This is a genomic window from Bradyrhizobium sp. 14AA, from assembly GCF_054185205.1.
In genome coordinates this window covers 84317-109725 of sequence record NZ_JAVAYM010000007.1, presented here as the reverse complement: position 1 = coordinate 109725, position 25409 = coordinate 84317, and the positions used below count along the sequence as shown (strand labels likewise).

Here is a 25409-nt window from a genome sequence, read left to right as displayed (position 1 = left end):
ATCGAGATGATGGAGGCGCACCATGACGTTTGAGCCAGCCACGAACACCGGACCTCACACGATCACCACGTTCTCGACGCCGAACGATCCGACCGCCGTGCTGCCTGATGCCGCTGCCGCCAAGTTTGTCCGGTTCGTGCAGCGTTGCCGCGACCATCACGCTGCGGTGCCGGGGTTTGCAGACCTGCAGGAGCAGTCGCACGCGGTGATCAGGCACAAGAAACGGATCGATGATTTGACCCGACCCAAGAGCGAGGGCTTCCACGGCCTGCCGGAGCTTGCGCCGCAAGTCGTCATCGAACGCCGTGAATTGGAGCGGGCCGAAGCCGAATTAAGCAGGTTGGCGTCACTGAAGGAAATTCGCGGCGCGAGATGGAACACCGCCAAACAGCTTGAGGCCCGCGTCATCGACTGGGTGATGCGCGGGGGAATTCCCACCAACTGCATCATCGAGCCGATTGAAGACCCGCCGCTGTCGGAACTGCTGAAGAAGGGAGAGACCATCGCCGACGCCGTCGATCGTTTTCGGCACCGGCTGCGCGAGCTTACGGCCGACGCCCATCGGGTGCGCTCCGCGCCGTGGCCGTCATCGGTAGTGAAGCAAGAAGCCAAGGCGCAGCTCGAACAGATCGCCGAGGCAGCCACGCCGAACTTCGACAGCATGATCGAACACCACGCACCGCTCGTTCTCCCGAGGGTTTCGCTGTCGTCATTGGTGCCGGGCGTTGAGCCTACTCTCGCGTTTGCGGAAATCACCGATCCAAGGCTCGTCTGCCGGGTGCTGATGGAGCAGGTACTGGCCAAGGTCTACGCCGGGCTTGATGAGGCCGCCGACGACAAGCACGCCCTCGACCAGCAGCAGCGCGAGCGGATGGAGGCGCAGATCAGCGAGGACGTGCTGGCTATCGAGCGCAGTGAGGTCGCCTGCATCTGGCACGCCGAAGCCAACAAAGGCGAGGTGATCGACTTTCGCCCTGACACATCGCCGCAAGCACTGCTCGGCGTAACTCTCAGAACCGTACCGCGCTCCGCCCCATCCGGCACCAGCGCGCAGCATGCCATCAACATCGTCGGAGCGCGGCGATGACCGATCGTGCAGGCCGGGGGCCTGCCTGCCTTCATCCCCGGCATTGCGCGAGGCGCGAGGGCGTTTCGAGTATTGGCCGCCCTCGCGCCACCCTTTGGATTGATCGCGCCGCTCTCGACGCCGCGATTGAATTGCTCTTCGGTCAGCAGCGCGAGATCGTGAAGCGTCATCTTGCGGGCAAATGTGGAGCATGCTCCACATTTCGAAGGTGATCGCACGTTGCGATCTTCATCAGCTTGTTCGCAGTCTTATCACGTGCTCGCGCCGCCGGGAACCGATCGACCGGCAGGCGCGTCAGGGCGGCCCGCCTCGCTGGCGCAGGGCGTGCCGCTCCGGGGCGAGGCCGTCTGCTGCGAGATGCGCCTCGCCCACCTCTTGATCGAGACGGAGATCAGCGGGCGATGCAGTTGAGAATGCGTGAGCGGCACGAACTTGAAAGCTACGACGAATACGCGCGCGTCGTTGTTCGTCTCGACGACAGGACGCGCGTGATCGAGTGCCGGGACGGCGTGCAATGGATCGTCCAGCGCGGCCACCCCGGTCACCATGGTCAGACCGAATGGACTGGCGTCTCGTTCTGCCGGACCAAGGAAGCGCTGCTGCGGTGTGCCGGACGTCGCGCCGGAGAGAACCCGGTCCTCGACGCGCTGCCAAACCGCTTCCCGGAGGCGAGAGAGGCTAAGACAGCCGAGATGACCGAGGTGGCCGAGGGTGAGTAAGGCCCGGAGCGTCCGGCCCGGCTACGTCAGGCCACCGTGCCGGTTTTGACGAGGTTCTGATGGAGCCCAACCATGTCGCACAGGAGAACAGCAGACGGGGTGGCACAGCCCGTGTCGCCCGTGTTCGCCGCGTGGCTTGCGATCCAATCGCGCGGCCCGGTGTGCGAGCGCTGGCAGCGGTTCACCGCGTTCGCTTTCGATGTCGGCCCGCGCCGGTCGTGGCGGCATCTAGTGATCCGCGATGATCCGAGCGGCGAGTCCGGGCCGGGCAATGCACGATGGCGGCCTGCGAGATGGTTCGTGCGGCGGCCGACCGCGAAGACACGTTGAGCGGAACGTCTGTTTACTTGACAACCCGATACGTTGGCGCGCTTCCGCCGCTCCGGTTTCTCCGGCTCGATGCCATGATGGATGGCCTGCTTCATAGAGGCACAAGTGAAGCGAAAGGCCGATGCAATTCTGGCGGTCGCGGCCTAGGTCCTCAATTGCATTCGCTCGAACGTCGTTGATTCCGTAGCTGCGCCGACGGCTACATCATAAGCCGGGAAGCCATCAACGGCGAACAGGCGCACCCTAACGCAGACTATTCTTTCGTTATGATTGGATGCCTGTCCCACTGTGAGAACGTGTAGATGGTCGGTTGGTGGCGAGGGAACGTTTATGGCGCGGCCAACGTAATGCGAGAGATACATAGGACGAATATTGCGGACCGCATTAGTTAAGAACGGATCGAACGAACCAACGCCTAAAGAACCGACAGCAAAGGAATGAGCGATCTTTGCGATGAATCTTCCAAAATCGTCACCAGACAGTGATCTTGCACCTCCCAGAATAACACTATTGCCCTTGCCTGCGACATTCCTCACTCTTTCCCAGAAATCAAGCGGGGTCGCGATGTTCAATGATTCCAATCGAAAACGGCCATCATCCAAGGGCTGCTGCAAAAATATGCCAGCAGGATAGAGGTTGGGGGCGATCATCGGGCTTGGATGATCGTCCATCGGAATTTCTTTTCGTGTGAAGTCGTCAAGGCTCTCGTGCAGTTCGAGCCTTGTTCCAATGGTCGGCTTATCCGACGGCTTGACGTAGATGGCGAAGGATTTTGGCCATCTTCTGCGATGGCCGCGCCGCATTTTGAAGTGAGCGCGAGAATTTCCATAGAGGCGATTGATCACGCGACCTTCGAAGGCGTGCGTTTCCAAAGCGCATTTGTGGCAGGTTGATTTCGGGAGCAGATACCTTCCTCCAATGGCATCCGGAATGATATGTTCGTCGTGAAGAGCTGGGTCACCCTCTGATCCACAGTAGATGCACCGCCCAACTGGCGGGAATGTTATGGGGATCGATACAACTCGCTTTAGCGGGATCACAATGACCTCAAAGAAACGATGCTGCGGGTGCGGGCGGTCCCCATGGTTTGAGCAACGCGCAGGTCAACTCGGGGATGGTCGGTATCGAAAATGACTTGGTTTACGTCTTGCTCCCTTCCGAAGGTACCGCTCTCGAAAGTACATGCGAGGGTGAGCTTTTCGGCGGAAACAGGCGGCGTACATAACATGGCGACAGCACCGCCAACGCTTGCAATGATACCGATCCCGAACATCAAACTTGGCCCTTCCATCGTGGTCATGCTGCCGCCGCGCGATCCTCTTTGTCCGCCCCGCGCATCACGATCCTGAGCGCGTCGTCCGGCAGGGGCCGCTGCAACCCCCTTGCCTCGTCCCATGGCGCGCGCATCCAAACATCGCGCTCCTCGTCGGTCATGAGGATTACCGGCATTGCCTTGGGGTGAATCGGCTCAACCACCGCGTTGGGCGCGGTCGTCAAGAAGCCGTAGACCTGATGTGGCCCCGGCACCGGCTTCGACTTCGTCCCGCGATCTCCGTTGAACGTCGTCCAGATGCCTGCGAACGCCGTCAACGGACGGTCCTCATTCAGCGCGAACCAGACCACGTCCTTCTTCTTTGTCTCTGGGTTCGGCTCTGGAGCGTATTCCGCGAAGCTGTTGAACGGGACCAAGCACCGGTTCTCCGGCTTGAGCCAGCCGCGCCAGTGCGGCGACGACGTGTTGCGGATGTTCGTGACCGGCGGCCCGCCGGTGCGTGGCGGTGGCGGCATGCCCCAGCGCATCAGCGCCATCTCGGTGTTGCGGATCACAGGAGCAGGATAGTCAGGAAAGACGCCCGGCATCGGCGCGAGATTGCCGACGTAGCGGTTGATGACGCGAAACAGCGCAGCGATGGCGGCTTGATTGGTGGTGATGCTGTAGAGGTTGCACATGAGCGTCGCATTTGTCAGATCAGATGCTTCAGTCGTTCCAGTTTCTTCAAGGCCTCAGACACCATATATCCATCGCCGTCTATGTGTTCCTGATAGCTATCGTAATGCGCGTTTGCGAGGTCGGCTTCCAACTGCAAAATGACGGAGGAGATTTCGCGAGGCAGGAAAATGGACGCCGCCGCAGCATCCTCGAATTTCTTTTTTGCAGTGCTCCATCTTCCCTTTACTTCTTCTAGGTACTTCTCGGTGTAATCTTTCGCGTGAACTACATCGTCCCACAGAATGTCGTTAGCGCGGTGCATTTCGCGCAGTGCCGCAAGCAGGTTCGAGAAGGTCGTCGCGTCCCGTTCCCAGCTTTTCTGCGATTTGAAGGTTTCGACTGCCCAGACCACGGCCAGTCGAGCGATTATCAAGGCACCTATGCCTTGCACTGCCAGCTTTAGGACATCCCAAATTTGTTTCGTGTCTGCCGCGTAGAACAGCGCGAGCACGGAAGCTGCGGCGGTTGTCAGCAAAACGCCCAAGACGAACGACGGAAGCTCCAGCCGCATGACTTAGCGCTCCCCCGGCCACCACGTTGACGAGGGATTGCTCGTCGAAATCTTTGTCGGCCGCAACGCGACCAGTTGACTGCGCTTGTACGGATAGCCGCGAACCTGCGAGCAGTCCTTGCAGCGCATGTACCGCTCCAGCTCATGGACCGGCGTCGCCTTCGGACGCCGCACAATGTCGAGGGCAACGGTCTGGTTGGTGTCACAGCCGAGGCACCTGACTTCCAAATAGCCGTAACCGGCATTGAGCGCGTCGCCGAGCGTCGGTGATGGCTGGACGGGTCCTTGAAATCCGAGCATGCGCGCGTTCCACGCCTCGACGGCGAGCCGGTCGGCCTTCTTGCGGGCTTCGGCCGCATGCTCGGCCGCCGCCCGGACCGAAGCCCCATAGATGCTCTCTCGTGATTTCGTGCCCATGCGCCGAAAGATCGCTCAGGCGTCCGGCGGTCGGCAAGCCGCTACGCCTAGCGGCCAATCGCCCGCCCGGCACAACCGGACGGTCAAGGGCGGCCCAATACGGGTCGAAGGCCCGCAGGGGCGGCCACGGCCGAAATAATGCCGGAGATTGAATTCTACAACAAAAACAATGTTTTACTGCGGTCATAGATGGTGGCTGAACGGTCGGATATCAACCGCCCACAGGAGCAAGCCCGTGCCAACCCCGAAACCCTTCACGGTCTTTCAGACGATACCCGGCCAGCCCTTCCCCAAGCCGCTTTTCGTCGTCCACACCTATTCGCTCGAAGCGGCCCGCGCGGTCGCCGCCGCAATGATCGCGGGCGAGACCATCGTTGTCGCCGTCTCGCGCGACGGAGCGGGCCGATGACGATCCCCGCCACACGCAACGGCCTCAACGCGATGACCTGCGTCAGCGCCCTCCAGAAGTGCATCCGTCGCGGCATGGAGCGCGAGGCGATGGAGTTTGCCTGCGAACTCATCCACACCTCGAAGGCATTCCACACGATGGTCTGCAATCGGCTCGAAGTGATTTGCCACGAAGACCTCGACACGCTGGCGGCACCGCACGTCTTTCCGTTCGTCGCCGCATCGCTCGCGGCATCACGGGAGCGGTATTCCAAGTCGATCGGCGAAGCCCGGTTGATGGTTGGCAATGCGATCCGCATGATGTGCCGGTCACCGAAGTCCCGCGCGGGCTGCCACTTCGCAGCCGCCATCGGCCTGCGGTCATCGCTGGAGGGCTTCGCGCCGACAATCCCGGACTGGGCCAACGATCAGCATACAGTCGCCGGGAAGAAGCTGGGGCGCGGTCTTGATCACTTCCGCAGGGAAGGTGCCAAGCTGATCCCGCCGCCGACCGGTGATGATCCCTACGAAAACGAAGCCTACCGGCTGTGGGCGATCAAGCAGCAGGGCAGGCCGTGAACGTCCGGTTCGGCCTAGGAGCCGACGTAGAACGCAAGTCGCATTTTGACCCGATTAGCGGACATCACGTCGTAGAACAGACGATTGTCGAAGCAACAACTTGAGGGAGGCGTGAACTAGTCAGCAACCTTGACCAACCCAACGCCGCGAAAATCTGCTAGTTTCGCGTTTGGCCCCCTACGGGGGAGGCAACGGTGACGAACTCGGAAGTCCCCAACGAGCTACCGGACAGACCAACATCCGATAACGAGCAACCGGACAAAGCGACATCCGACTGCAATCTCGCGACATCCGATCGCAATCTAAAGAGTCGCCTCCGGGCACGATTGCAGTTGATCGGCGGCGTGCTCGCCTCGATTGCCGCCGTCGGCGCGATCGCGGGTGGCCTCGTCGGCTACTGGAATGTGTGGAAGACAATCCGGACAGACGTTTTTCCGGACAAGCAACAGACGCAGAGGGAGGCCACGGCCCGGCCCGATGTTGCTCCCCGGTTGTCTCTCGTCGTCCTGCCATTCGCAAACCTCAACAACGATCCGGAACAGGACTATTTCGCCGACAGTATTACGACCGATCTGACGACCGATCTCGCGCAAATGCCCGGCGCATTCGTCATCGGACGCGGGACGGCCTTCACATACAAAAACAAGCCGATCGATCTCAAGACGCTCGGGAAGGATCTCGGCATCCGGTGGGCAGTCCAAGGGGCGGTGCGGCGCAACGGGGATCAGGTTCGGGTAAACGTATCGCTCACGGATATCGCGAGCGGTCGGGACGTCTGGTCGGATCGTTTCGATGGCGATCGCACGAATGTCGCCGCCTTGCAGGACCAAATCACGGCACGGCTCGCCCGCTCGCTCAACATTGAACTCATCCAAGCCGAAAGCCGCCGTAGCGAAATGGACCGATCACATAATCCTGACGCCGTGGACTTCACGATGCGCGGCTGGGCAAAGTTCTATGAGCCCCGGTCGAAGACGGAAATTGCGCAGGCAAAGGAGCTATTCGACAGTGCGCTGCGCCTCGACCCGGACAACGTCGATGCGATGATCGGGAAAGCATGGTGCTTAGCTCTTAATACACTCATCGGATGGTCTGCGTCCGTGCCTGACGACAAGAAGATCGCGACCGACCTTATCGACAGAGCCCTTTCAAAAAACCCTGCAAGCGCGCTGGCTTACGTGGTCAAGGGGGAAACTTTTCGAACATTTGGGCGTCCTGAGGAGGCGTTGCGTGAATACGACGCTGCGCTTGAAATCAATCCGAATTTCCCGGTCGCCTACGGTCAGAAAGGACTTGCACTCGTCCTCTCCGGGCGGGCGCGGGAAGCGTTCTCGCCGCTTCAGCTGGCACTCCGCCTCAGCCCGAAAGATCCTTCTGCCGTCGGTTGGCGTTACAACCTCTGCCATGCACACCTGCACCTGCATGAATACCAAGAAGCCATCGAGGAATGCAGGCGGGTGATCAATATTAACAACGCATTATGGTTCGGCCATGTAGATCTGGTTTCGGCTTATGGAACTATAGGGCAATTCGAAGAGGCACGGCGGAGCTTGACTGAACTGAATAAGATCCGACCAGATTTCACGATCCAGTGGTTCCGTGAATTTGGCTACGCATACTCAAGCAACCCGCAGTATCGTCGGGAATTTGATGAAATTCTCGAAGGGCTGAGGAAGGGAGGCGTCCGGGAGCAATAGCGTGGAGGCAAGTCGATTGCTGACGAGGCGACGAACGTCTGCTTCTGGCCCTTCCGAGACTTTTGGGTCCGACCAAAAGTCCGGTTTGCGCCGGAAAAGACGATGTCCGCCTCCGATCATTGGCTACAGGCCAATCCACACCGCCAGCGCGACCGCGACGACGACCACCGCGATGAAGATCAGCATTTGAATGTTCGACATGCGCCACATCGCACACCGCCATTGTATACCGATCCGCACAAAATTAAATCGAGAATGCGCGATGGCAAATATCCTCAAAGGGAGCGGTCGCGCGGGCCCCGCGCGCTCGGCCCTCCCCAAAGGACCCCGGACGACCGATTGCGGAGGGTCTCGCGAGGTAGTGTCAAATTGAGAAGTGGATCAAGGCCGCCCCGGAGGTCAAAGCTGGATCTGACGTGCTACTGTCCTCCGTGGGAATGCGGGGAACTAGAATGGGATTTTGCCCGGTTTGTAAGACATCGGCGAACCTTGAGGAGCCGACTGGTGGTGACTACAGGAGGGTAGAATGCCGCAAGTGCGGCAAGTTTCAGATCACGGGCTCGGCGCTAGCCATGTTGCCCTCTCGGATTGCAAACGCGGACGAACGGACGATTGCCCGCCTAAGCCATGCGATCCGGCTGATGTCCACAATGACCGATGCCAAGTGGCCCGAAATCAACTCGATCAATCTTGACGAACTTCTCAAGCGTCCGCTTCCCTCCATCGAACAACAGATAACGAACTTCCTCCTCTGGGCCGCAGCACAGCTCGACGACGATCAACTCGGTACGGTAGAGCTTCCGGATGAAGATGATCTAACGGGAGTAGTTGGCACCGTCGATGGAGGTCGGGTCGACGAATTAGTTTCGCGCACTCGAAAGGACGGACTGATCGAATTTGTTCCGGACCATCGCATTCGGATCACCAAAAAGGGATGGGCGCGTCTTCAACCAAAGACCGACGTGGTGTCCATTCCGCCTGCGCCGCCAGCCGTCGACCAAATCATCAAGGCACATTGCAATAAATGCCATGGACCGAAGAATTCATGGGTTCGTGCGGGCCATACCATCGGGGGCTCCGAAGGTCCAATCTCATGGACCCACACTTACGAGGTGCTCCAGTGCTGCGGTTGCGACACCCTTTCGGTCCGGCATGAGCACTGGTTTTCTGAGTGGGATCAAATCGACCACGACGAAAGCGGGCAGCTAGTAATGCGTCCCGGTATAAAGGAAACCTATTATCCGGCACCAACTGTTCGAGCTAAGCCTTCATGGTCGGACAGTATCGAAGACGAGGTTCTTAGAGATGTGTTTGACGAGCTCTATACAGCCCTCGACGGGGGCTTGAATGTGCTCGCGTCGATAGGGGCGCGTACCCTGCTCGACAGGGCGGGCTACTTGCTAATCGGCGATCCGAAGGGAGGATTTGAGGGCAAGCTGTCGGCATTGGTAACCGGGGGATTTATTAGCTCGCAGGAGAAGAAGACGCTCGACGCGGTGGCAGACGCGGGCAATGCGTCGGCACACCGGGGCTACACCCCCACCGCTGATCGCTTGGGGCACATCGTGGACATACTAGAGAATTTCCTGCACCGAGCGTTCGTCCTGACGAAAGCAGCGGAGGACATCCGGAAGTCGACGCCGCCTCGCAAGGGTCCCACCTAGAAGGGGGCACAGGCGACAGAGACCGATCAAGAGCCCGGTGCGGTCGCGGCGAGATCATAAGACGATAGCGCCGGAGGCTAGGGCTCGTCGGCATCACGTGCTAGGAGGTCGAGACCGGCCAGCCGGAAGGCCACTCAGCGGGCTTCTAAAGCGTTCCCAAGGGCCTCCGTTTAGGATACTCAGCGGGATACATGAAAAAGACGGCCCGAGAAATTCCCTCGTAAATTCAGATAGTTTAGCAGAGTTATCGAAATCGACTTCTCCCACAAGGGGAGAGGGTAAAAGAGCCTACGCCGCCACCACGCGCAGCGTCTCTGCCGCGCCTGGCGCCTGCACCGGCTTGCTCAGCATCGTCACCTCGCTGAAGCCGACGGCCCTCAGCTGCTCGCACATCAGCGTGCGCGCATCGGGCGTCATCGACGCATCGGGCACCACGACGGCGCGGGCATGCGCCGTCAGGAGGTCCGCCGGGAGGTCCGAAGCGCTGCCGGCATCGAGCAGCACGTGGTCGTAGGCGCGCAGCAGCGCATCGACCGCGAGCGTCACCCGCGGCGATTGCAGCAGGCTGCGGTCGAAGCCGGGACGGCCGGCCATGACCAGATGCAGCCGCGACAGCTTGTCCCGGGTGATGACCTGGGCGAACGACGCCTCGCCTTGCATCAGCTCGGCAAGGCCCGGCGCGGAGGCGTCGACGGACACGGCGGCGATGGTCGGCGAGGACGCGGCGAGATCGACCACGACGACGCGGGCGTCGCGCGCCAGATGCCGGGCGAGCGTCAGCGTCGACAGCGTGATGGCTTCGCCCGATGCAGTTCCGAGCACCGTGACCTTCTTCGCCGCGGCGCCCGCGGCGCGCAGGCTGTCGGCAAGATGTTCGATCTCGGCGAACTCGGCGACGTCGGCATCATCAGTCATCTCGGGCTGAAGCGGTGCTGGCTCGGGCTCGGCCATGACAGGATCGACAATCGGCTCGACGATCACCGGCTCCCGGTAAGCCGAGGCCTGCGCTGGCGCCGGCGTGAACGCGGCCACGGCGCGCGGCGCGGTCTGACGCAACAGCTCGCCGGTGACGACGACGCCGGACGACAGCAGCAGCGTCGCGATCGTGGCGATCAGCACGATCGGCAGCTTCTTCGGATAGGCCGGCGTATTCGAGACGATGGCACGCGAGATGATGCGGCCGTCGGTGGGCGCCGTGTCGATGGTCTCGCGGGTGTTGGCCTCGCGATACTTGGCGAGATAGCTCTCGAGCAGATCGCGCTGCGCCTTGGCTTCGCGATCGAGCGCACGGAGCTGGACGTCCTGGCCGTTGGTCGAGGTCGCCTGCTTCTTGAGCTGTTCGAGGCTCGCGGTCAGGCTGTCGACCCGGCCGCTGGCAATCCGCGCGTCGTTTTCCAGCGAGCGCGAGATCTTGCTCGCCTCGTCGCGAATCTGGGTATCGAGATCGCCGAGCTGGGCCTTCAATTCCTTGATGCGCGGATGATTGCCCAGCAGCGTCGAGGACTGCTCGGCAAGCTGTGCGCGCAGCGTCACACGCTGCTCCGAGAGCCGCCGCACCAACTCCGAGTTCAGAACCTCGGATGCCTCGATCGGCTTGCCGCTCTGGAGCATCTCGCGGATCAGCCGCGCCTTGGCTTCCGCGTCGGCCTTCAGCGCGCGCGCATTGTTGAGCTGGGTGTTGACTTCACCCATCTGCTGGTTCGACAGCGTGGTGTTGTTGGTGCCGACGAACAGGCTCGACTTCGAGCGGAAATCCTCGGCCTTCGTCTCGGCGTCGGAGACCTTCTTGCGCAGATTCTCGATCTCGCCCGCAAGCCATTGGCTCGCGTTGCGCGCCTGGTCCTGACGCGCGCTCTGCTGCAGCACGAGATAACCGTCGGCGATCGAGTTGGCGACGCGTGCGGCAAGCTCGGGATCGGCGGACTGGAATTCGACCACGATGACGCGCGACTTGTCGACGGCGTAGGCTTGCAGACGCTCATAATAGGCATCCAGCACGCGCTCTTCCGGCGTCATCGAGAACGGATCGCGGCCGATGCCTATCAGCGCGGCCAGCGACTTCAGCGGCGAGATGCCCTGCAGCACCGGATCGAACTCGGGCCGCTCCGCAAGCTTGTTCTTCTTGATGATCTCGCGCGCGAGATCGCGCGACAACACCAGTTGCACCTGGCTGGTGACGGCCTCTGCGTCGAGCGCCTGACGTTCCTCGGTGCGGTCGCTGTTCGGGCGCAGGAACACGTTCTCGCGGCCGTCGATCAGGATGCGGGATTCCGACTTGTAACGCGGGGTGACGAGATTGACGATCGCGACGGACGCGACGAGCGCGAGCACTGTCGGCACGATGATCCAGCCGCGCTTGCGTGCCAATGCCGCGCCAAGCGCGTGCAGATCGATGTCGCCGGATTCGACCGGCGCCGGCTTTGCAACGACGGGCTCAGGCCTTGCTTCGATCTTCTTGAGTTCAGTCTTGGGCGCGGCTTCGGCTTTGGGCTTCGAAACCGCCCGCTCGATCACAGCCTTGTCCTTGCCGGCACGCCAGAACGCTAAACGCATCGAACACTCCCGCAGGGCAACGCTGCGACTCTACCTCAACCCCGGCGATTACACTCCATTAAGGTTGCTGCTGGGTTAATCGCTGCATGCGGCGACTTGCGCATACGCACTCGTCATCGTTTGTTAACCACGAAGGCTCTTAATCCCTCGCGATATTTCGTGAGAATTGTTCGAGCGCTGGTTTTGATCATGCCCCCCTCTCCCGACCAGCCGCTCCGCATCCTGCACGCCGTGCGTGCTCCGGTCGGCGGCATCTTCCGCCACATCCTCGATGTCGCCAACGGCCAGGTCGACCGCGGCCATCATGTCGGCATTCTCGCCGACAGCCTGACCGGTGGCGAGCGCGCCGACAAGGCGCTTGCCGAGCTTGCGCCGCGGCTGAAGCTCGGCGTGCACCGGATGGCGATCCGCCGCGAACCGTCGCCCGACGATGTCCTGGTGTGGCTTCGCATGCGGCGCCTGATCGCCGCGCTCAAGCCCGACGTGATGCACGGCCACGGCGCCAAGGCCGGCGCCTTCATTCGCATGCGGGGTCGCTCAGATGACACCATCCGCATCTACACCCCGCACGGCGGCTCGCTGCATTATCCGCTCAACACGCTGAAGGGCGAATTCTACGCGCGGCTCGAGCGCTCGCTGACGCGTTCGACGGACCTGTTCCTGTTCGAGAGCGCGTTTGCCCGCGATACCTATCAACGCATCGTCGGCACGCCCAAGGGCGTGGTGCATTGCGTCTTCAATGGGGTGACGCCGGAGGAATTCGAGCCGGTCACGCTCGCCGACGATGCCACCGACCTCGCTTATGTCGGCGAGTTCAGGCACATCAAGGGCGCCGATCTCCTGGTCGATGCCGTGGCGCGCCTGCATGAGGGCGGCAGGAAGGTCACGCTGACGCTCGGCGGCGACGGTGAGGAAACCGCGGCGCTGAAGGCGCAGGTCGAGAGGCTAGGCCTCACCAGTGCCATCCGCTTCGTCGGCCACGTCAAGGCGCGCTACGGCTTCTCCAAGGGCCGGTTGCTGGTCGTTCCCTCGCGCGGCGATTCCATGCCCTATGTCGTGATCGAGGCCGGCGCCGCCGGCATTCCGATGATCGCGTCGCGAATTGGCGGCATCCCCGAAATTTTCGGCATCGACAACCCCGCTTTGTTCGCGCCGAGCAATCCCGAGGCCATGGCGGAGGCGATCGCTGCGGCGATGGACGATCCGCAAGCGACCGCGCAGCGCGCGACGTCCCTGCGCGAGCGCATCTCGGCGCATTTCTCGCAAGCCGCGATGGTCGACGGCGTGATCGCGGGTTATCGCGACGCATTTACCAATCACTAACCACCCTTAAGGCCGGCTTTAGAGAATCTTCCGATTTGTCCGATAATCCAGGAGCTAGGGGATACCTGCCCGGGGGCGCACGGCCGTGGCCCGCGGGTTCTTGGAATGGACGTGGAAGCCCGTGGAACCGCTCAACGCACGCTCGATGCTCGATGCCGCGACCAGCGTCGCGGCGAGACCGACTGACCAACCGTTCGTGGAGCGCCGCCGCCGGCTCTCGCCCGCAGCGCTCGACGTCGTCAACCAGAAGGTCGCCCGCGCCTATTCGCCGATCGTGATCACCGGCTTCGTGCGCCTGGCCGACTTCGCGCTGCTGAGTCTCGTCGGCATCGTGGTCTATGCCGGCTACGTCATGCCGCTCGCGGGCTCCTTCAGCTGGGTCTATCCTGCGGAGATCCTGGCCGTCGCGATCGCCGCGGTGGTCTGCTTCCAGGCCGCCGACATCTACCAGGTGCAGCTGTTCCGCGGTCAGTTGCGGCAGATGACGCGGATGATCTCGTCCTGGTCGTTCGTTTTCCTGCTCTTCATCGGCATCTCCTTCTTCGCCAAGTTCGGCAGCGAAATATCGCGGCTGTGGCTTGCCGCCTTCTACTTCCTCGGACTCGTCGCGCTCCTCTGCGAGCGTCTGGTGCTGCGCTCGCTGGTGCGCGCCTGGGCGCGCGAGGGCCGGCTCGACCGCCGCACCATCATCGTCGGCTCCGACAGCAACGGCGAGCAGCTGGTCGAGGCGCTGAACGCGCAGGAGGATTCCGACATCCACGTGCTCGGCGTGTTCGACGACCGCAACGACAGCCGCGCGCTCGACACCTGCGCCGGCGCGCGCAAGCTCGGCAAGGTCGACGACATCGTGGAATTCGCCCGCCGCACCCGCGTCGATCTCGTGCTGTTCGCGCTGCCGATTTCCGCGGAGACGCGCATCCTGGAGATGCTGCAGAAGCTCTGGGTGCTGCCGGTCGACATCCGCCTCTCCGCGCACACCAACAAGCTGCGCTTCCGCCCCCGCTCCTATTCCTATCTCGGCGAGGTGCCGACGCTCGACGTGTTCGAGGCGCCGATCACCGACTGGGACCTGGTGATGAAATGGCTGTTCGATCGCATCGTCGGCAGCCTCGCATTGCTCGCAGCCCTGCCGGTGATGGGCCTCGTCGCGCTGGCGATCAAGCTCGACAGCCCCGGCCCGGTGCTGTTCCGCCAGAAGCGCTTCGGCTTCAACAACGAGCGCATCGACGTCTACAAGTTCCGCTCGATGTACCACCATCAGGCGGATCCGACGGCGTCGAAGGTCGTGACCAAGAACGATCCGCGCGTCACGCGCGTCGGCCGCTTCATCCGCAAGACCAGCCTCGACGAGCTGCCGCAGCTCTTCAACGTGGTGTTCTCCGGCAATCTCTCCCTGGTCGGCCCACGCCCGCATGCAGTGCAGGGCAAGCTCCAGAGCCGGCTGTTCGACGAAGCCGTCGACGGTTATTTCGCCCGCCACCGCGTCAAGCCCGGCATCAGCGGCTGGGCCCAGATCAACGGCTGGCGCGGCGAGATCGACAACGAAGAGAAGATCCAGAAGCGCGTCGAATTCGACCTCTATTACATCGAGAACTGGTCGGTGCTGTTCGATCTGGTCATTCTCCTGAAGACGCCGATCTCGCTGCTGACCAAGAACGAGAACGCGTATTGAGTTGAGCTTCTTCGTCATGCCCCGGCTTGACCGGGGCATCCAGTACGCCGCAGCGCCAGCCGCATCCTCCAATGCGCGCCGCGGAATACTGGATCGCCCGGTCCAGTGCGCAATTGCGCACAAGGCCGGGCGATGACAGCGGTGTTTGTGGCGTAAGAGTTGCGTAAGAGCGTGAGCATGTGATGGCGTATGCGGCGACAGCCGGTGGAGTGAAATTTGCCGCACCCGCTGCGCCCGGCGTGCTGGCGGTGCAGCGTGCGCTGGTGTGGCTGGTCGGCGCCTCCGGCGCCATCGTCTTCATCGAGCCGAGCCCGTATGAAATCGCGACGCTGCTCGCCACCGTCATTTTCTTTGCCACCGGCCTGCGCCTGCGCCTTGCGCTGATGCCGCTGGTGCTGATGCTGGTCCTGCTCAATGTCGGCTACACCATCAGCGCGATCCCGCTGTTCGAGCAGCCCGAAGTGGTCAGCTGGATCGCGACCTCCTGGTACATGGCGGTGACCGTGGTGTTCTTCGCCATGGTCCTTTCGGAGGACACCGCGGCTCGGCTCGACATGCTGCGCCGCGGCCTCGTGGTCGGCGCAATGGTCGCCTCGCTGTCGGCAGTCGCGGGCTACTTCCACCTGGTTCCCGGCGGCGACGACCTTCTCACACTCTACGGACGCGCGCGCGGCACGTTCAAGGACCCGAACGTGCTCGGCGCCTTCCTGATCCTGCCGGCGCTGTTCGCGCTCCAGAGCGTGGTCTCGGACAAGCTGGCTAAGGCCTTCCGCAACGTCATCGCCTTCGGCATCATGTCGCTTGCCATCCTGCTCGCCTTCTCCCGCGCCGCCTGGGGCGGCCTGGTGCTGACCTCCGCATTCATGCTGGCGCTGATGGTGCTGACCAGCCGCACCAACGCGCAGCGCTCGCGCATCGTCATCATGGCGATCGTCGCCGCCGTGCTGGGCCTCGCGCTGATCGCGGTGCTGCTGTCATTCGATGCCACCGCCGAGATGTTCAAGCAGCGTGCGAGCTTCGACCAGAGCTATGACGAGGGCCGCTTCGGCCGATTCGGCCGGCATATCCTCGGTGCAGAGATGGCGCTCGACCTGCCGTTCGGCATCGGCCCGCTGCAATTCCACCGCTTCTTCCCCGAGGACACCCACAACTCCTACCTGAACGCCTTCATGTCCGGCGGCTGGCTGTCCGGCATGTGCTATCCCGCGCTGGTCTTCACCACCGTCATCATGGGTATCAGGCACATCTTCGTCCGTGTGCCCTGGCAGCGCGCCTATCTCGCGGTGTTCTCCGCCTTCATCGGCACCGTCGGCGAAAGCTTCGTGATCGACACCGACCACTGGCGGCACTTCTGGATGATGCTGGGCGCGATGTGGGGCATGATCGCCGCCGCGCAGGTCTACAAAATCAAGGCTTCGGACGAAGCTTCTTCAGCTTGAGCTCGGGCCGCTTCTCTGGCGGTGTATCGAGCAGGCCTTTCAGCGCCTCGGTTGCCGCGAGCACGCCCTTGTAGCCCTCGTTGGCGAAGCGCAACAGCAGGCGCAACTCCTCGTCGGAATAGGCGCCAAACACCTTCTCCATCGCCTGCTGCATCGGCACGTAGAACTGCCCGATCTTCATGGCCGCCTCCGGCACGACGGCAATGAAGACCTTGCGGCGGTCGTTCTCGTCGCGCTCGCGGCGCACCAGGCCAGCTTTCTCGAGCCGGTCGATCACGCCGGTGATGGCGCCGGTGGTCAGCCCCGTGACCTCGGCCAGCCGGCCCGCGGTGACGCGTCCTTCGAGATACAGGATGTCCATGCATTCGAGGTCGGAATTGGCAATTCCGGCAACATTCGCAACGGTCTGGCCATAGAGCACGCCCTGCGCGGACGACCGGCGCATCGCCTCCTCTAGCTCCTGCAACAGCGCAGCGCGCGCCTTCGTCCTTGACAAGGCCGACCTCATATCTTAGTCGATATATATCTTAGTCACTAAGAGATTTAGCGACCGTAATTTCTCCTAGCACCACGGAAACGTCGGGAGCAAGCCACCATGTCCAACCGTCCCCGCAAGGCCCTGATCATCGGCGCCGGTATCGCCGGGCCCGTCGCCGCGATCCTGCTGCGCCGCGCCGGCATCGAGTCCGCGATCTACGAGGCGTGGCCCTATTCGAAAGGCATCGGCGGCGGCCTGCAGATCGCGCCGAACGGCATGCATGTTCTGGACGAGATCGGCCTCTCGAACGAGCTGATCAGCCGCGGCTCGGTCGCAGAATCCTTCGACTTCTATTCGCAAGGCGGAGAGCGGCTCGGCTCGATCAATCGCGACATGGCGCGGCGCTTCGGCCAGCCCGCGGTGAACGTCTGCCGGGCCACGCTGAACGAGATCCTGATCGACAAGGCCTGGTGCGCTTGCGTCTCGCTGTATTTCGAGAAGCGCCTGATCAAGGTCGAAGATCGCGGCGACCAGCCGATCATCGCCTACTTCTCCGACGGCACCACCGCCGAAGGCGACTTCCTGATCGGCGCCGACGGCGTGCACTCGGTGGTGCGCCGCCAGGTGGTGCCTGATGGCCCGCAGCCGTTCGACACCGGCCTGATCGGCTTCGGCGGCTTCGTGCCGCACGCCGTTCTCGACGGTAGATCAATCGGCCGGCACGTCGAGACCACGTTCGGCCAGAGCGGCTTCTTCGGCTACGGCTATTGCAGCCCGGATCCGACCGACGGCGTAATGTGGTGGAGCACGCAGCCTGCGCACGGCATGGACGCGGCGATGTTCCGGGCGCTTGACGAGACGACGCTGAAGCAGCATCTGCGCGGCTTTCATCGCGGCTGGCACGATCCGATCCCCGACATCATCGAAGCCGCCGAGAACATCGTCGTCACCGACACGCTGGATGTCGCAACGCTGCCGACCTGGTCGCGCAAGCGCTCGCTGCTGATCGGCGATGCCGCGCATGCGACCAGTCCCCATGCCGGCCAGGGCGCCTCGCTCGCGCTCGAAGATGCGATGCGGCTTGCCCGCCTGATGCAGGAAGGCCAGGAGCTCGGCGCCACCTTCCAAGCCTTCGAGGCGGAACGCCGCCCGCGCACGGAAAAGATCGTCGCCATCGCCCGCCGCAACGGCAACAGCAAACGCGAGTTCAGCGCCACCGGCGCCTGGGTCAGAAATCAGATGATGAAATGGCTGCTGCCGCTCGGCGCCAAGGGCATGGACTTCATGTACGCGTATGACGCGCGGGCGGTGTAGCGGCGCGAACCCTGTCGTAGGGTGGGCAAAGCGAAGCGTGCCCACCAATCTGGAAGCGAAACCGCGGACAGATGGTGGGCACGGCGCGTTGCGCCTTTGCCCACCCTACGATCTTGCGTAAGCGATTAAAACCGAGGCCCTACCCCTCCACCCCGAACGTCAGCCCGGCGTGATCGACCAGCCGCTTGATCAGCTTGTGCTGCATCGCCGCGCCCGGCGTCCAGAAGCCGGCCGGAACGTCCGTCGCGTCGCGCAGCAGGCAGATCGCGCATTCGGAGATCATCTTCGAGGTCGAGCCGTAGCCGGGATCGCGGTCGCCGGTGACGCCGGCGCGAACCATGCGGCCGTCGGGCGCGATCGCGACATAAAGCAGATTGAAGAGACCCTTCTCGCGCTCTTCCTTCGACGGTCCCTCACCCGGCTTCGGCGCATTCGGGCCGGTCTTCTCGGCGTTGGCCGCCATCACGCGTTTTGCATTCGCTTCGCCCTTCTCGCCGGGACCGGTCAGGACCATCTCGTCGTAGACGAAGTCCTGGCCGTAGGGAAAGCCCATCAGCATGTTGGAGCGATGGACGTTGCGGGTGTTGATCAGCGCCATCATGAACGGCGCGGTCCAGGATTGCAGGTCCTCCTCGAAGGCCGCCCTGTTGCCCTTCGGCTGCTTCGGGCCGATGAACCCCGGCGTCAGCGCAAAATGATCGTTGAGAATGGCGACGAGGCTGAGATCCTTGGCCACGGCATCGAAGGTCGCCTTCGCGCTCGCGGCGGTGCCGCCCGACAGCGTGCCGCGCATGTCGCGCACGCGGCCCTTCACGCGCGCGGCGGGTGCTCCGAACACACGCTTGGCCTCTTCCTGCACGAAGAACGTGCCGAGCTCGAACGGCACGGAATCATAGCCGCAGGAAAACACGATGCGCGCGCCGCTCTCCTTGGCCGCCGCATCGTACTTGTCGATCATCTGCCGCATCCACACCGGCTCGCCGCAGAGATCGAAATAATCGGTTCCGGTAGCAACGCAGGCCGCGAGCAGGTCCTCGCCGTAGAACTGGTACGGACCGACCGTCGTGATCACCGACATCGTCCGCTCCGCCATCGCCTTCAGCGACGCCGCGTCGGACGCGTCCGCCACGATCAGCGGCGTGTCGGCGGACGCGCCGATCGCATCGCGCACGGATTTCAGCTTGTCGAGGCTGCGGCCCGCCATCGCCCATTTGAGCGCCTTGTCGCCCTTGTAATGCGTCGCCAGATATTCGGCGACGAGCTGACCGGTGAAACCGGTCGCACCGTAGACGACGATGTCGAATTTCGCAGAGCTCATGGTCGTCCCTTACTTTTTCGCGTAACTCACGCCCATGCCGGCACGGACGTCGCTTTGAATGCCATAGGGCGGGATCGGATAACGCAGGCCGTTCCTGGCCAGCGCCTTCATGCCCTCGATCGCCTTGGCGAGATGCGAAGGCTTCAAGGCCATCAGCATCTCCTCGTCCGGCACGCCGCCATAGCGCCGTTCGGCATAGCATGGCAAGGACAGGCTGGGTTCGCCGGTTTTCAGCGCTCGCCCCCAGGAATCCGCGCAGGCGGTCTCGCCGACCACGCCCCATTCGAATTTCTTGTAGCCGGTATATTGCAGCCCGTTGATCAGGATGATCATCTGCCCGGGCGTCGCGTAGACGAGGCAGATGTCGGGCGGATCGAGCCGGCCGCTCGCGAGCGGACTGACCGCGAGCGCCTGGTACTGGCCGAACGGAACCACGTCCAGCGCCTCCTGGCGCTTGCGCGCGTCCTCGGCGGTGCCGTGCCAGACCCCGACATAGTTCTCGCCGGCGAGCCATTTGTCGTCCTGGGGGCTAAGCCCAATCACCGCACGGCACTGCGCGCCGACAAGGTCGTCGGCGGTGATGCCGACGGTCCAGCCGAGCCGCGCGGCCATGCTGACGATCTGGTCGGTGGTGTGGATCGCGTTCGGCCGCCGGATCTTCGCAATCGCCTCCATCTCCGCAGCGCGCGCGAACAGCTTCATGCCGATCACAGTCGTCTTCAGCCGCAGCAGGCCGTTGAGATCGGCGACGAGGCCGGCAAGATCGATCCTGTCTGCATTCTGCTGCTGCATGGTGTTCCCTCCGGCCGGCGATCGCGCGCCGTTTGTTCTTGTTGTGCGGTCCTTGTTCTAATCCTTGGCCGGCCCCGGCAGCAACTCGCCGGTCCGTCCCATGATCCGGTAGGTCAGAAGACCGATCCATTCGCGCACCGCAACGTCGGTCCGCGCAAGACCGTCCCCGCCGACGCGGGTGAACGTGAAGAGATCGTCACGCCCGCCCATCCGCCAATCGACGGGATAGGCCTCGACGTCGAACCCGGCCTTGCGAAAGATCCCCATCGAGCGCGGCATGTGAAAGGCCGACGTGACGAGGAGCCAGCGCTCGCCCGGTTTCGGCGAGACCAGTTGCTTCGTAAAGATCGCGTTCTCCCAGGTGTTGCGGGACTCGCGCTCGAGGATCAGGCGCTCCTTCGCGATGCCGAGGTTTTCCAGGATCGGCGCGGAGTAGTCTGCCTCCTTGGACTCGGTCGCGACCAGGTTCGCCGTGCCGCCCGTAAAGACGATGCGCGCATTGGGATAGCGGCGCGCAAGCTCGGCCGGCGCCAGCAGACGATCGGCGGCGTGCGAGACGACCGGTGTGCGATGCGCCGCCGACAAATCGGTATCGATGGAGCCGCCGAGCACGATGATGCCGTCGGGCGCGCCGCGCGAGGCGTCCCAGGCCGGAAAGCGCGACTCCAGCGGATAAAGCAGGAGATTGCCGAGCGGCGAGAACGCGGCCAGCGCCAGCAGGAGCAGCGTGGTCACGGCCAGCTTGCGGCCGAGCGCGGCAAATCGCGTCGCCATCAGCACGAGCGACAGGATTCCGAGCTCGACCAGGAGATTGATCGGCAGCAGTGCGGTGCCGAGGGTCTTGGAAAGAACGAAATACAGGGGAGCCTCGCTGGAATGATCGTACCGGGCTTGACCCGCCCGTCCATCTTCAGAAATCTTCTTGAAAGAGGATCGATCGCCCGGTCAAGCCCGGGACCGATGAAACCGAACGGACACGGCAAATGGCCCATCACCACCTGCATTCCTGCCCCGAGACCTGCCATTGGGGCTTCTTCGAAGCGGCCCTGAAGCCCGTCCTCACCGTCAAAAGCGGCGACGAGGTGACGGTCGACACCATCAGCGGCGGCCCGGACATGCTGCCCGACCGCAACAAGTTTCACATTCCGCCGGAGATGTTCGAGGTTCACGCCAGGAACGAGCGCATGCTGCCCGGCCATATCCTCACCGGTCCGATCGCGGTCGAGGGTGCCGAGCCCGGTGACGTGCTCGCGGTCGAGATCCTCGACGTCCAGCTCCGGCAGGACTGGGGCTGGAACATGATCAAGCCGCTGTCGGGCACCCTGCCCGACGATTTCCACGAGACGCGCATCCTGAACATTCCCCTCGATCAGAAGCGGATGGTCGGCCGCATGCCGTGGGGGCTAGACCTGCCCTTGAAACCGTTTTTCGGCGTGATGGGCGTGTCGCCGCCCCCGGCCTGGGGCCGCATCTCCTCGCTGGTCCCGCGCGCGATGGGCGGCAATCTCGACAACAAGGAGCTCGGCGCGGGTGCGACGCTCTATTTGCCGGTGTTCGTCCCGGGCGCGCTGTTCTCCTGCGGCGACGGTCATGGCGTGCAGGGCGATGGCGAGGTCTGCGTCACCGCGATCGAGACCGCGCTGCAGGGCCGCTTCCGCCTGACGCTGCGCAAGGACCTCCGGTTCGACTATCCGCGCGCCGAGACGGCGACGCACTACATGACCATGGCGATGGACCCCGATCTCGACCAGTGCGTCGTGCGCGCGCTGCGCGACATGATCGCGCTGCTCGGCGAGACGCGTAACCTGTCGCGCGAGGACGCCTACACGCTGTGCAGCCTGGCCGCCGATCTCAGGGTCACCCAGACCGTCAACGGGTCCAAGGGCATCCATTGCATGATCGAAAAGGCCCTCGTGCACGGCTGAGCCGGCCCGCCTCTCCCCGACCTGCTGACGACAAGCCGCTGCCCGGCGGCTCGCGCGGCGCGCCGAGTCGCGTCAGTTTTCCTGAGCGATTCCAACAAGCTGATACACCGGTTCGGCCCGGATTTGACTTTCACCCCTGAACCTAAATAGAGTCTTAATCGTTACTTTTATGTACCTGCGTAAGAGGCTAGCGTTTAGGCATGGCCACCGAAAAAGCCGAGACTGACCGCATTCCCGTAACCTTGGCGCTCTCGACCATCACCTATCTGGAGAAGCTGGTGAGACAGGGCACCCACGGCACCAGCGTCCCCGGCGTCGCACGTACCTTGATCGAGGAAGGCATCCGTCTCGCCATCAAGGACGGGCTTTTGTCGATTCGCGACAATGGCAGGACGTGAGCGCGCGCCGAACGTGAGGCGGACGGATCTCGAGGGCGGATGGCCGACATCTGCAACCTGGGACCGCTATAATGCCTGTTCTCTCACCCACTTGGACCAACGAACGAATTGAACTTCTGAAGCAGCACTTCGAGGCCGGCCTTTCCTGCCGCGAGATCGCCGCCGACATCGGCGTCAGCCGCAACGCCGTGATCGGCAAGCTGTCCCGGCTCAATCTGACGCGCAGCCGCGCGGTCGAAGACCGCAGGCTCGAGCGAAGCCTCGCGCCGCCGGCCCGCGCGTCGCGAGCGGTGCCGCGACTGCAATACGAGATGCTCGCCACGATCTATGGCGAGACCGACGCGCCCGTGGTCGGCGGCCCCATCGACGATGCCAATCGCTGCTCGCTGCTGGAGTTGTCCGACAATCGCTGCCGCTGGCCGATCTCGACGCCGGGCGAAGACGATTTCTGCTTCTGCGGCAACGCCGCGCCTGACGGCCAGTCCTATTGCGCCGGCCACAGCCGCCTCGCCTACCGGCCGAATACGCGCGCCCGCGTGATGCGCGGTTAGATTCTGACGCGTTTTCTCGACGCGAACTCGAAAACGCTTTGCCCAAAAACGAAAAACCTCCGGCGGGGCATCACCGGAGGTTTCTGGAGGCTTAGCGTGAAGCTAAGAGCCGCAACTTTCGTATTTGGCTGAGAGCTATATAGCTGATTAACTCAGGTAAGTAAATAAGTTTGAGGACGATCGAATCGCATAGCTCGTCTTCGTCTCCTGCACGGGCCCCGCCGGATTTTCCGAAGGCCCTCTTGTCGTAGAAAAGCCCCGGCGGTCTCCCGCCGGGGCTTCGTCAAGTCCGCAAACCCTGGGCTTACCAGTTGCGCTGGGCGCGCAGCAGCATGCTGTAGGTGTCCTGGTCCTTCAGCTCGTAGGTGGCCGCCGGCTTGGCGACGCCCGTCAGTGCACCGGTCGTGACCACGCCCGAGTACTTCTGGTCGAGATGGCTGTAGGTGAAGTCAGCCGAGAAGGTCAGGTTCTTCACCGGCGTCCAGCGGGTGATGACACCGACCTGGCCGATGTTGAAGTCCGGGTTGCAGGTGCCGGTCAGGGTGGCGAACGCGGCGCTGCCGCAGATCAGGCCCTTGGCGGTGCCGCTGTAGTTGACCGCAGCCCACGCACCGTAGACGGCCGTGTTCCAGAACGGGCTCCAGTTGTGGGTGTAGGCACCACGGAAGCCGTAGGTCTTGGTCAGCTCGAGGCCGCCGCCCGGACCGAACACCGCGTCAGACACGCCGGCAAAGCCGATGCTCTGATACGCCGCGTTCGAGCTGCCGAACATCGAGTAGCTGGTCGCGGCCAGCTCCTGGAAGTTGTAGCGGCTCGCACCGTCGGTGTAGACGCCCGAGATGTTGATCGTGTCGCCGGCGCCGGTCGGGATGTTCTTGATCTGCAAGGCGAGCTGAACGGCCCAGCCCCACTTGTCTTCCGGATGGCCGGTGACTTCGCTCGCGCCGTAATAGCCGACATGGTTGTCGTGCGCGGCGACCGACGCCTGGAACAGGCCCCAGGCCTGATCGACGCGGACCATGCCGACGATATCGGGCGCCCGGCTGCCGCCGAGGTTGTTCGAGCCGTAGGCGCCGCCGAGGACGCCGGTGGTGCTCATGCCCGCGGTGTTCCAGATATTGGTCTGGAAGACCTGCGTCTGGTCCTGCACGGAGAACGCGGCCGTCACGCCCTGGCCGAAATCGGCCGTGTAGGTGGCCTGAACGACGCCGTTGGTGGTGCCGCTGCCGCCGACGAGTTGGTCGAAGTTGTTGCCCGGATAGTTGATCCAGGGCGCGTCGAACTGCGACACGGCCTTACCCAGCGTGAAGCCGGCGAACTGGATGAAGGCGTAGTAGACGCCGAGCGAGCCGCCCGAGAGGTTGCCGTCGGTGCCGTTGACGTTGCCGCCGGTGGAGCCGACGAGGCCCGTGCCCGCGGCGTTGAGACCGAGCGTGCCGCTGTACTGGGTGGCGCCCGTTCCCGAACCGGTGCCGACATAGTTGCCGGTCGTCCAGGTGAAGACCGCATCGAAATAGGTGCGGACCACGCCGTACTCGGTGGCGGTGCGCGTGTCGATGTTGAGATCTTCACGGGCGCGCATCGAGTAGTAGTTCGTCAGGCGGTTGTTCGCCGCGAACACGTTGCTGTACTGGCCGCTGTAGTTGCCGCCCGAGTTGAGCGCGACTTCGGCACGCAGGTAGCCGCCCAGCTTGATGCAGGTGTCGCTGCCCGGGATGTAGTAGAAACCCGCGCCATAGAGCGAGCAGATCTTCACGTACTCGACCGCCTTGGCCTTGACCGGAAGATCAGCCGCCTGCGCTCCGCCGACGGCGATGAGACCCGCCGCAGTGCCGAGCAAAAGGCTCTTCACCATTTTCATTTAAAACCTCCAAGTTGCTCATTTTACGGAGACTGGACCGTGAGGCCCCCCAGATCCCCGTCTCTTCAAATCCGCTCGGCCGCTTCGCGCTTTCGGACGCACCCGCTTTCGACGCGAGGGACGTGAGCGAACCACCTGCAACGGGACGATCGAGTACCCCCCACCGTCGCGAGCAATATGCCTGCGCTGTTCCGCTAATCAAAATAGTTTATTTGGTAAGCTTTGTAGTTTCGCTAAACCTGTGCCCCGGGCGCAACACTCAGGGCAAGCGAATATGCTGACCGGGTCATCTTTGTAATTTTAGTGACAAAATTACCCTGCTCTGCACTTGCGTCAGGGCAGGCTTGCGTGGACTATGGCCCTGCACGAACACCAGCCAGAAAGATTCAAGTTCACGGGAGTGA

Annotated in this window: 25 protein-coding genes and 1 pseudogene; 13 read left to right on the top strand and 13 right to left on the bottom strand. The window is 63.0% G+C overall.

What is annotated here, in order from left to right; genetic code table 11:
* Window positions 1-22 precede the first annotated feature (22 nt).
* Window positions 23-1087 (top strand): hypothetical protein, encoded by a 1065-nt coding sequence (locus tag RAD15_RS15265; protein WP_458178757.1) that lies wholly within the window; start codon window positions 23-25, stop codon window positions 1085-1087.
* 401 nt (window positions 1088-1488) lie between these two features.
* On the top strand, window positions 1489-1806 hold the full coding sequence (locus RAD15_RS15260) for a hypothetical protein (protein WP_458178754.1): 318 nt from the start codon (window positions 1489-1491) through the stop codon (window positions 1804-1806).
* 26 nt (window positions 1807-1832) lie between these two features.
* Here the strand turns inward: RAD15_RS15260 and RAD15_RS15255 are convergent, their stop codons facing one another.
* The 7 genes and pseudogenes from RAD15_RS15255 to RAD15_RS15225 all read right to left on the bottom strand — a co-directional run bounded on the left by RAD15_RS15255 (window position 1833) and on the right by RAD15_RS15225 (window position 5054).
* Window positions 1833-2231: a hypothetical protein gene (locus RAD15_RS15255; RefSeq protein ID WP_458178752.1), complete on the bottom strand. Its 399-nt coding sequence runs from the start codon at window positions 2229-2231 to the stop codon at window positions 1833-1835.
* 48 nt (window positions 2232-2279) lie between these two features.
* Window positions 2280-2981: a hypothetical protein gene (locus RAD15_RS15250; RefSeq protein ID WP_458179134.1), complete on the bottom strand. Its 702-nt coding sequence runs from the start codon at window positions 2979-2981 to the stop codon at window positions 2280-2282.
* A 39-nt stretch (window positions 2982-3020) separates the two neighbouring features.
* Window positions 3021-3176, bottom strand: a pseudogene (locus tag RAD15_RS15245) (HNH endonuclease); the annotation flags it as partial.
* Window positions 3173-3436, bottom strand: a complete 264-nt coding sequence (locus tag RAD15_RS15240) for a hypothetical protein (RefSeq protein ID WP_458178750.1) — start codon at window positions 3434-3436, stop codon at window positions 3173-3175. The pseudogene RAD15_RS15245 and the gene RAD15_RS15240, both read right to left, overlap by 4 nt.
* Window positions 3433-4086, bottom strand: a complete 654-nt coding sequence (locus RAD15_RS15235; RefSeq protein ID WP_458178748.1) for an SOS response-associated peptidase — start codon at window positions 4084-4086, stop codon at window positions 3433-3435. Before RAD15_RS15235 ends, RAD15_RS15240 begins: the two co-directional genes overlap by 4 nt.
* Before the next feature lie 14 nt (window positions 4087-4100).
* Entirely contained in the window at window positions 4101-4637 is a 537-nt protein-coding gene (locus RAD15_RS15230; RefSeq protein WP_458178746.1) for a hypothetical protein, read from the bottom strand.
* 3 nt (window positions 4638-4640) lie between these two features.
* The gene (locus RAD15_RS15225) at window positions 4641-5054 is read right to left on the bottom strand and encodes a hypothetical protein (RefSeq protein WP_458178744.1); all 414 of its coding nucleotides are present in this window, start codon (window positions 5052-5054) and stop codon (window positions 4641-4643) included.
* 235 nt (window positions 5055-5289) lie between these two features.
* On the opposite strand from RAD15_RS15225, the gene RAD15_RS15220 reads away from it, so the two are divergent.
* The 4 genes from RAD15_RS15220 to RAD15_RS15205 all read left to right on the top strand — a co-directional run bounded on the left by RAD15_RS15220 (window position 5290) and on the right by RAD15_RS15205 (window position 9381).
* Window positions 5290-5463, top strand: a complete 174-nt coding sequence (locus RAD15_RS15220) for a hypothetical protein (RefSeq protein ID WP_458178742.1) — start codon at window positions 5290-5292, stop codon at window positions 5461-5463.
* Window positions 5460-6020, top strand: coding sequence for a hypothetical protein (locus RAD15_RS15215; protein WP_458178740.1), 561 nt, complete (start codon window positions 5460-5462; stop codon window positions 6018-6020). Before RAD15_RS15220 ends, RAD15_RS15215 begins: the two co-directional genes overlap by 4 nt.
* 194 nt (window positions 6021-6214) lie before the next feature.
* Complete coding sequence (locus RAD15_RS15210; protein WP_458178738.1) at window positions 6215-7717, top strand: tetratricopeptide repeat protein; 1503 nt, start codon at window positions 6215-6217, stop codon at window positions 7715-7717.
* Window positions 7718-8367: 650 nt separating this feature from the next.
* Window positions 8368-9381, top strand: a complete 1014-nt coding sequence (locus RAD15_RS15205) for a DUF4145 domain-containing protein (RefSeq protein WP_458178736.1) — start codon at window positions 8368-8370, stop codon at window positions 9379-9381.
* 288 nt (window positions 9382-9669) lie between these two features.
* On the opposite strand, the gene RAD15_RS15200 is transcribed toward RAD15_RS15205, so the two are convergent.
* Window positions 9670-11934 (bottom strand): GumC family protein, encoded by a 2265-nt coding sequence (locus RAD15_RS15200; RefSeq protein ID WP_458178734.1) that lies wholly within the window; start codon window positions 11932-11934, stop codon window positions 9670-9672.
* 189 nt (window positions 11935-12123) lie between these two features.
* Between RAD15_RS15200 and RAD15_RS15195 the strand changes: the two genes are divergently transcribed.
* The 3 genes from RAD15_RS15195 (at window position 12124) to RAD15_RS15185 (ending at window position 16368) form a co-directional block, all read left to right on the top strand.
* Window positions 12124-13257: a glycosyltransferase family 4 protein gene (locus tag RAD15_RS15195; protein WP_458178732.1), complete on the top strand. Its 1134-nt coding sequence runs from the start codon at window positions 12124-12126 to the stop codon at window positions 13255-13257.
* Between the two features lie 121 nt (window positions 13258-13378).
* A complete protein-coding gene (locus tag RAD15_RS15190; RefSeq protein WP_458178730.1) occupies window positions 13379-14929 on the top strand; it encodes an undecaprenyl-phosphate glucose phosphotransferase in 1551 nt (516 codons plus the stop codon).
* A gap of 182 nt (window positions 14930-15111) precedes the next feature.
* Window positions 15112-16368 carry an O-antigen ligase family protein gene (locus RAD15_RS15185; protein WP_458178728.1) on the top strand — a complete coding sequence of 419 codons (1257 nt, stop codon included), beginning with the start codon at window positions 15112-15114 and terminating at the stop codon, window positions 16366-16368.
* Here the strand turns inward: RAD15_RS15185 and RAD15_RS15180 are convergent.
* Entirely contained in the window at window positions 16337-16813 is a 477-nt protein-coding gene (locus RAD15_RS15180; RefSeq protein WP_458179121.1) for a MarR family winged helix-turn-helix transcriptional regulator, read from the bottom strand. The genes RAD15_RS15185 and RAD15_RS15180 overlap by 32 nt on opposite strands.
* A gap of 150 nt (window positions 16814-16963) precedes the next feature.
* On the opposite strand from RAD15_RS15180, the gene RAD15_RS15175 reads away from it, so the two are divergent.
* Window positions 16964-18160 (top strand): FAD-dependent monooxygenase, encoded by a 1197-nt coding sequence (locus RAD15_RS15175; protein ID WP_458178726.1) that lies wholly within the window; start codon window positions 16964-16966, stop codon window positions 18158-18160.
* Window positions 18161-18299: 139 nt separating this feature from the next.
* On the opposite strand, the gene RAD15_RS15170 is transcribed toward RAD15_RS15175, so the two are convergent.
* From RAD15_RS15170 to RAD15_RS15160, 3 genes are read right to left on the bottom strand one after another with little or no spacing between them, the layout of a single operon-like run.
* Complete coding sequence (locus RAD15_RS15170) at window positions 18300-19478, bottom strand: saccharopine dehydrogenase family protein (protein ID WP_458178724.1); 1179 nt, start codon at window positions 19476-19478, stop codon at window positions 18300-18302.
* A 9-nt stretch (window positions 19479-19487) separates the two neighbouring features.
* Window positions 19488-20270 carry a DUF169 domain-containing protein gene (locus RAD15_RS15165; RefSeq protein WP_458178722.1) on the bottom strand — a complete coding sequence of 261 codons (783 nt, stop codon included), beginning with the start codon at window positions 20268-20270 and terminating at the stop codon, window positions 19488-19490.
* A 57-nt stretch (window positions 20271-20327) separates the two neighbouring features.
* Entirely contained in the window at window positions 20328-21095 is a 768-nt protein-coding gene (locus RAD15_RS15160; protein ID WP_458179119.1) for a YdcF family protein, read from the bottom strand.
* A 158-nt stretch (window positions 21096-21253) separates the two neighbouring features.
* Between RAD15_RS15160 and RAD15_RS15155 the strand changes: the two genes are divergently transcribed.
* The 3 genes from RAD15_RS15155 to RAD15_RS15145 all read left to right on the top strand — a co-directional run bounded on the left by RAD15_RS15155 (window position 21254) and on the right by RAD15_RS15145 (window position 23144).
* A complete protein-coding gene (locus tag RAD15_RS15155) occupies window positions 21254-22195 on the top strand; it encodes an acetamidase/formamidase family protein (RefSeq protein WP_458178720.1) in 942 nt (313 codons plus the stop codon).
* Between the two features lie 200 nt (window positions 22196-22395).
* Window positions 22396-22593 (top strand): hypothetical protein, encoded by a 198-nt coding sequence (locus RAD15_RS15150; RefSeq protein WP_007603456.1) that lies wholly within the window; start codon window positions 22396-22398, stop codon window positions 22591-22593.
* A 71-nt stretch (window positions 22594-22664) separates the two neighbouring features.
* On the top strand, window positions 22665-23144 hold the full coding sequence (locus RAD15_RS15145) for a GcrA family cell cycle regulator (protein WP_458178718.1): 480 nt from the start codon (window positions 22665-22667) through the stop codon (window positions 23142-23144).
* A gap of 304 nt (window positions 23145-23448) precedes the next feature.
* Here the strand turns inward: RAD15_RS15145 and RAD15_RS15140 are convergent, their stop codons facing one another.
* Window positions 23449-25005: a porin gene (locus RAD15_RS15140; protein ID WP_458178716.1), complete on the bottom strand. Its 1557-nt coding sequence runs from the start codon at window positions 25003-25005 to the stop codon at window positions 23449-23451.
* Window positions 25006-25409 lie beyond the last annotated feature (404 nt).